We start from the raw sequence: 6,978 nt of genomic DNA on the forward strand, positions 1-6,978 counted from the left end.
GTTAGGAGCCAAGCTGTCATGAAATAAATGGTGAACACGCTGCTGTAAGGCAGGGTCGAAATATATAAGTACATTCCGGCAGAGAATGACGTGGAATTCATTGAACGTACTGTCGGTAGCTAGATTATGCTGAGCAAACATAATATTTTCGGTAATGAACGGACGGAATAGCGCGTGCTCATGATTCGTTGTATAGTACGTAGAGAACTCCTTGGTACCGCCAGCCAGTAAGTAGTTTTTCGTAAAGGATTGCATCCGCTTAAGCGGAAACTTTCCCTTCTTAGCCAGCTGAATGACATGATCATTCATATCTGTTGCATATATTTTAGTTTTATTCAGCAAGCCTTCTTCCAGAAGTAGAATAGCCATGGAGTAGGCCTCTTCGCCTGTAGCGCATCCTGCATGCCAAATTATTATTTCAGGGTAGTCCCTAAGAAGGGGAACAACCTCTTGYCGAAAGGCTTGAAAAAAACTAGGGTCGCGAAACATTTCAGTAACTTTAATAGAGAAGTCGTTTAATAATTTTTCAAAGTAGCCTGGCTCATGAAGCACCTTGTTAAGCAATGCGGTTATTGTTGGCAGACTATCGAGATTCATCCGATTTAATATTCGTCTGTGAATGGAAGAACGTAAGTAATTTCGGAAGTCAAAGCCATGTACAGAGTAAATACCTTCTAATAATAATGTGATTTCGATGTTTTCCAATTCGTCATGGGAAATACCTTCGACAGTTGCGTTATCCTCATTTAAGTTGTTAGTCAATTACCCACCTGCTTTGTTAACCACACCCGCATTAGCGAAAATAGCTGATCCATATTTATCGGCTTGCTAATATAGTCGGAAGCCCCGGCTTCTAGACATTTCTCTCGATCACTTTTCATCGCTTTGGCTGTAAGAGCAATAATTGGCATCTGCTGTAGCGCAATATCCTGACGAATCGCCTGCATAGTTTCAAATCCGTCCATGAGAGGCATCATAATATCCATAAGCACTAAATCGAAATCAGTGTCCTTGTCCAAAATTTCCATACATCTTTTTCCGTTTCCAGCGACCGTAACATTAATCTTTTTATTTTCGAGCGCCTTAACAATTGCAAATACATTACGCGCATCATCCTCGACGAGCAATACCTTCTTCCCCTCGAATAAGAAATCCTCTGATTCTAAAGGGAGATAGATCGATTGCTCGATTGCCTCAGTTGATGAGACAGCTATTGGCAGCTCTGAAGCCACTGCGACCTCCTGTCGAGCTACTACAATCGGATTGGTAACAGCAGGATTCATACTTGGTATATAAAGAGTAAAGCTACTTCCTTCACGCGGTGTACTCTTCAAAATAATACAGCCGCCTAATAGCTTTGAAAACTCGCTGCAAATGGATAGGCCTAGACCAGTTCCGCCATATTGCCGATTAGTTTTACCATCAACCTGTTGGAATGCCTCAAATATTAATTGCTGCTTGTTTAGAGGAATCCCAATGCCTGTATCTATTACAGATATAGCAAGTACACTTTGACCGCTATACATCGGCAGTAATTGATTTACACTCAACGGAGTGGCSTGCTCAAGCTTTAGTGTAACGGAACCATATTCTGTAAACTTAAATGCGTTGGATAATAGGTTTTTCAAAATTTGCTGTAGTCTTTGTCCGTCCGTGTGCCATAGATTGGGGAGGTTTTCCTCAGTCAGAATGTTGAAATCCAAATTCTTCTTCTCTGCAATCTGATCAAAACTAAGCTTCATCAGCTCTGGAATCTCCGTTACATTAACTTCATCAATCGTCAAAATCACTTTTCCTGCTTCTATTTTGGATAAATCAAGAATATCGTCAATCAGCTTCAAGAGATCAGTTCCTGATGTATAAATGACGCTGGCATAACCCTCTTCATCTTCAGTAAGCGTATTGTTTTCATTTTCTGTAAGAATCTGTGACAGGATCAAAATACTATTTAATGGTGTGCGAAGCTCGTGAGACATGTTAGCTAGGAAATTGGTTTTGTACTGTGAACTCTTTTTCAATTTTTCAGCATAACCCTCAAGCTCTTTTTTTGCTTTTTCTAGTTCCTTCGTTTTCTGTTCAGCAAATAAGTTTTGTTCCTCCAAGTGCTCCGTAGTCATACTCATTTCTTCTTGCTGCATTTGAAGTTCTTCGGATTGCGTCTGCAGTTCTTCGGTCTGTGCTTGAAGCTCCTCCGTAAGGACTTGCGATTCGCTAAGCAATCGTTCTACTTCCATTCGACCAGCTACGTTGTTAACAGCAATGCCGAAATCAATCTCGATTTCCTCTAACAGCTTCAAATGCTGAGAACTGAATGATTCAATAGAAGCGAATTCAACGACAGCTTCAACCTTATCTTCAAATTCAATTGGAACAATTAATATACTTTGCGGCTGTACCTGTCCAAGGCCAGTTGTAATAAGCGTATGATGCTCAGGAAGATTGTTTAGCAAGAAAACACGTTTCTCTAGAGCACATTGTCCAACAAGTCCTTCTCCTAGAAGAAAGCTAGACACACCCACGTCTTCACCATAACTGGCATATGACGCTATCTTTACTAGCTTTTGCTGTTCCCCTGATCCTGTGCGAATATAAAACACGCCATAAGTGGCGTTAAGCATAGGGGCTACCTTCGAAAGAAACGATTGGGATAACGTAGATAAATCATTAATGCCCTGATTCATTGTTGCGACTTCAGCAACCTTAGTTTGGATCCAGTTTTGCATTTCCAGACTAGTAAGCAGTTTATTAGTAGCATCGGCAAGATCCTTAATCTCATCTCGCGTATTTACTTTAATTCTTGTCGTTAAATCCCCGCCAGCAGCAGCGATTTCAGTAATAGTTTTAACGACCTGCTTAATGGTTTTTACAATAGAACTGGAAACAAAAGCGACAATCAAAAATGCAATGATCGTTACAATGAACAGCATCACGTAAATTCCGATGGTTAATATACGATTTCTATTTTCCATCTCTATGATATACATTTTTGTGGCCTCTATTTCTTTGTTACCCATTGATTCAAATTGAGCCCGAAGTGAATCTATCCCTTTTTTACCAATGTCGTCTTTAAAAAAATCGTTTAATTGCTCAACTTTATTTTCCTTTTTCATTAAAATAGTAGGTTCAGCTGTTTGCTTAATCCAGTTTTGAATATTCAGCTTAATTTCTTCAAGATCCCTCAGCGTACTTGGATTATCGGAAACATAAGCATATAAACTGTTATAATTGGCCTCCCACCGCGATTTGMCATTTTTATACGGATCTAGATAGACCTCATCGCCTGTGAGCAGGTAGCCACGTTGGCCAGTCTCCATACTTATAGCATCATATCGAATGGAAGTAATCAGATTCTGAACTTCTATATCACGGGTTGTAATCGTTTCGACTTCATTTTGTAAGACCGATATTCTTTCGGTTACGGCAACGATGGACACACCTAAGCAGCAAATAATGAGAAAATAGCCAATAGCAATTTTCATACTAATAGGGAATCTTAAATCTCGCAGCATTATAATCTCCTTTTTAACCTTGTATTGTTCAATAGGATTCTATAAGTATAGCATTATTAATTATCTTGTTCCTGCTGTTTCAAAACGACATAAATCGGGTAACTAAAGAAAAAGAGGAAGTGATGCAGAAATGAGCCTATTCATTCAAATCAGTATCGTTATTATAGCCATTGCATTTGTCATTCTGATGTATTCGTTAGTACAGACGTTGAAAATCCTCAAAGATGCGCTAAATGAGATTCGGTTGACGATAGGTCAATTAAGAACCGATGTCTCACAAATTACTGTTGATGTGAAAGGAGCCATTCATAATACGAATGCAATGACGCTTGATGTACGCGAAAAGCTGAGCTCGCTCGATGTCGTATTTGATACGGTAAATGATATTGGTCAAACGATACATACTTTCACAAGAGCAGCCAAGGAATCAGCAGTCAGCTTAGTAACCCCGAAAAAAGATATAGATAAAGATTCAATACGTAACGAGAGCAGCAATCATGCAATAGAGAGTGGAGTTGGAAGTGCGATTATTGATGGCGTTGTTTCTTCTTTACGTATATGGAATAAAATCAAAAAAAAATAAGCTATAATAGAAACAGACAAAGAGAGGATACAAAAAGATGAGAAAACCTTGGATTAGCGTGACGATTCCAGCGAAAGCAGAATATGTCGATATTGTTAGACTTACTTTGTATGGTGTTGCCAACAAAGCAGGTTTTTCGTATGAAGATATTGAGGATATGAAAGTAGCGGTAACGGAAGCATGCAACAATGTAGTGCTTCATGCTTATGATAATAAATCCGGTATGATAGAAATTGTATTCGAAATACATAGAGACAATCTATGCATTCGGATTAAAGATTCAGGAAACAGCTTTATGTATGAGCAGACCATCAATAAGATAGTCCCTTTACATAACAAAAGGCTGAGTGAAGTGAATGCTGGTGGCCTCGGTCTGTTTATGATGCATGYATTAATGGATAATGTTGAAGTACGTACCGAACTGGGTACGGAGGTGATTCTAACCAAGAGAATTGGTAGGAAAGAGGAGATGGCATGACCTCTAATTCATCCTGCCTGAATCTGCAGCAAACCATGGAAAAAATGATGTTCTATCAGGAAACGAATTGTAACGAAACCGCTACGGAATTGTTAAGCCACTACGAATCTATTGTGAAGATGGCAGCTGCAAAAATGTCACGGAATCGCCCGGATCTCTATGAGGATTTATTCCAGGTCGGACAGCTTTCCTTGCTGCGATTGTTTAAGCAATATGACAGCTCAAGAGAGATTCCATTTGAGGGATATGCAGTGAAAAGTATCATTGGGCATCTCAAAAATTATTTGCGTGATAAGTCCTGGTATATACAAGTCCCTAGACGGATTAAGGAAAAAGGCCTGCTCGTTCAGAAGGCAATTGATCATTTAACAACATCGCTTGAGCGCTCACCGAAAATAGATGAAATTGCAAATTATTTAGATTTGTCTGTGGAGGAAACGATAGAGGTGTTGTCATGCCGTGAATCGTATCATTACGTATCGCTTGATACACCGCTGTCTACTGAAGGAGATAGTGCCACAATTGGTGATTTAATAGGTATACCAACGGATGATTATCAGAGCGTAGATAATCGTCTCGACCTAGAGAGTGCATTAGATCAATTAAAGCAAGAAGAGCAAACAGTACTCATACTTGCTTATCACAATGGGAAATCACAGCGTGAGATTGCTGAGCAGTTAGGAGTTTCACAGATGAGCKTTTCTCGTATTCAGAAGCGTGCTATCGACAAGCTGAAAGGTCTGCTAGTTGAAGAAAACGTTGAGTATGATCATTAAAAAAACAGCTCCCATCACGTATTTTAAAAATACGGAATGGGAGCTGTTTTTGAATGATTTTTAAAGGAAAATAGGCTGAGCCATCACTAATGATAGCCCTGCCTATTCATCAGTTAGAATCCTTCGCATGATCGGCTAGTTCTGAAACTTCTTCTTTGACAGTCGATACAAGGTCTGTTGCTTTGTTTCCTACGGTTGATGCAATGTCTTGTGTTTTTTTGCTAATAGACTGGAACTTAGACGAGAGATCCTCACGTAGCTGGACACCCGATTTTGGAGCTAGTAGAAGAGCGGCTACTGCACCAATAGCGCCTCCAATCATTGTACCCATTAGCATTCCGTTACATGTGTTTTCCTTTGGCATTTGAAATCTCTCCTTTTTTTATGATTTTGATCACTGTTTGATGATCATGTGTTGCACGACTTCTTAAGTATGTATTAACCATAAGACACTCTTTTGAAACAGGTGAACCTCTTGATTTTAATTAGACATTTTCTATTCAAGCTTTTTTTCGTTGCGATTGAAAAAAGTGAATAACGCTTAAATAGAGTAAATGATATAATAAGGTAACTAATTTAAGTAGAAAGAAGCAGATGCAGTAATGAGTATTTTCATACATATTTTATTGACGAATGTACTTCCCATGGCAATTGTAGTTGTTCTTGGTATTATCCTTGGACGGAAGTTCTCACTTGATATTAAAACCTTATCCAAATTGAATTTTTACTTATTCTCGCCAGCTATTATGTTCGATCTGCTTTACAATACAGAAATTTCAGGATCTCTTATAGGTAAAATTCTATACTTTCTAGTTTTGTTTATGGTAGGCCAGTATTTAATTGTAGAGATTGTCATTCGAATTAGAGGATATGGACCAAGCATGAAGAGTGCAATGAGAAATAGCGTTCTTTTCTACAATAGTGCTAATTACGGTATTCCGCTAAATCAGCTAGCTTTCGCAGGAAATGAGAAAACCCTCGCGATACAAGTGATTATTATGATGGTTCAGTCATTTATTCCGAATACTTATGGGATATACAGTGTAAATGCACATAAAGCAAATATGCGAGCGATCTGGCACACTATTATTTCGATGCCTATCATTTATGTCATTCCGCTAGCTTTTACTTTGAGAGGCTTAGAGGTTTCAATCCCGCAGTCGATAGCGACTCCGATTGATTATTTATCATCAGCATTTATTGGGACTGCACTTATTACGCTTGGTGTTCAGCTTGGGAATATGGAATGGAAAATAAAGCGATCTCTTCTGATCGATGTTAGTTTGTCCGGTATGCTTAGACTTGTTGCCGGTCCACTGCTGGCATGGCTGATCGTATGGGTTATTGGAGTAGATAAAATGACAGCAGCGGCGTTTATTATATCTTCTGCTGTGCCGACCTCACTAAGCAGTGTGCTGCTTGCTGTTGAATTCGATAATGAGGCTGAGTTCGCATCTCAATCGGTATTTGTCTCTACAATACTAAGCATTATAACGGTAACAGCTGTTATCTTCTTTTTGCAACTGGATGTATGAGGAATAGCGTTTTACGCTATTCCTTTTGATTTTTATAAGAATAGTTACTTTTTAAAGGGATTATCATTTTTTATACTTGTAGGTAAAGAATACCAGG

Annotated in this window: 7 protein-coding genes; 4 read left to right on the forward strand and 3 right to left on the reverse strand. The window is 38.9% G+C overall.

Going from position 1 to position 6,978, the window contains the following annotated elements; all coding sequences use genetic code 11:
- Together AC1DWN_RS24090 and AC1DWN_RS24095 are read right to left on the reverse strand one after the other, a co-directional pair.
- A partial coding sequence (locus tag AC1DWN_RS24090) for a CheR family methyltransferase (protein ID WP_477561432.1) occupies positions 1-762 on the reverse strand: 762 nt, incomplete at its 3' end.
- Positions 759-3,509, reverse strand: a complete 2,751-nt coding sequence (locus AC1DWN_RS24095; protein ID WP_477561433.1) for a response regulator — start codon at positions 3,507-3,509, stop codon at positions 759-761. The genes AC1DWN_RS24095 and AC1DWN_RS24090, both read right to left, overlap by 4 nt.
- 130 nt (positions 3,510-3,639) lie before the next feature.
- Between AC1DWN_RS24095 and AC1DWN_RS24100 the strand changes: the two genes are divergently transcribed.
- From AC1DWN_RS24100 to AC1DWN_RS24110, 3 genes are read left to right on the forward strand one after another with little or no spacing between them, the layout of a single operon-like run.
- Positions 3,640-4,092: a DUF948 domain-containing protein gene (locus AC1DWN_RS24100; RefSeq protein WP_477561434.1), complete on the forward strand. Its 453-nt coding sequence runs from the start codon at positions 3,640-3,642 to the stop codon at positions 4,090-4,092.
- 37 nt (positions 4,093-4,129) lie between these two features.
- Entirely contained in the window at positions 4,130-4,570 is a 441-nt protein-coding gene (gene rsbW / locus AC1DWN_RS24105; protein WP_477561435.1) for an anti-sigma B factor RsbW, read from the forward strand.
- Complete coding sequence (locus tag AC1DWN_RS24110) at positions 4,567-5,346, forward strand: sigma-70 family RNA polymerase sigma factor (protein ID WP_477561436.1); 780 nt, start codon at positions 4,567-4,569, stop codon at positions 5,344-5,346. Before rsbW ends, AC1DWN_RS24110 begins: the two co-directional genes overlap by 4 nt.
- 109 nt (positions 5,347-5,455) lie before the next feature.
- Here the strand turns inward: AC1DWN_RS24110 and AC1DWN_RS24115 are convergent, their stop codons facing one another.
- Positions 5,456-5,710, reverse strand: coding sequence for a YtxH domain-containing protein (locus AC1DWN_RS24115; RefSeq protein ID WP_477561437.1), 255 nt, complete (start codon positions 5,708-5,710; stop codon positions 5,456-5,458).
- Positions 5,711-5,948: 238 nt separating this feature from the next.
- Here AC1DWN_RS24115 and AC1DWN_RS24120 point away from each other — a divergent pair, with 238 nt between their 5' ends.
- A complete protein-coding gene (locus tag AC1DWN_RS24120; protein ID WP_477561438.1) occupies positions 5,949-6,881 on the forward strand; it encodes an AEC family transporter in 933 nt (310 codons plus the stop codon).
- Positions 6,882-6,978: the final 97 nt, after the last annotated feature.

It is taken from the genome of Paenibacillus sp. P4_A7 (assembly GCF_056402455.1).

What these genes read in the sequence shown, in the direction of transcription:
- AC1DWN_RS24100 (WP_477561434.1), top strand. Translation starts at nt 3,640, where the DNA reads ATGAGCCTATTCATTCAAATCAGTATCGTTATTATAGCCATTGCATTT.
- AC1DWN_RS24115 (WP_477561437.1), bottom strand. Translation starts at nt 5,710, where the DNA reads ATGCCAAAGGAAAACACATGTAACGGAATGCTAATGGGTACAATGATT.
- AC1DWN_RS24120 (WP_477561438.1), top strand. Translation starts at nt 5,949, where the DNA reads ATGAGTATTTTCATACATATTTTATTGACGAATGTACTTCCCATGGCA.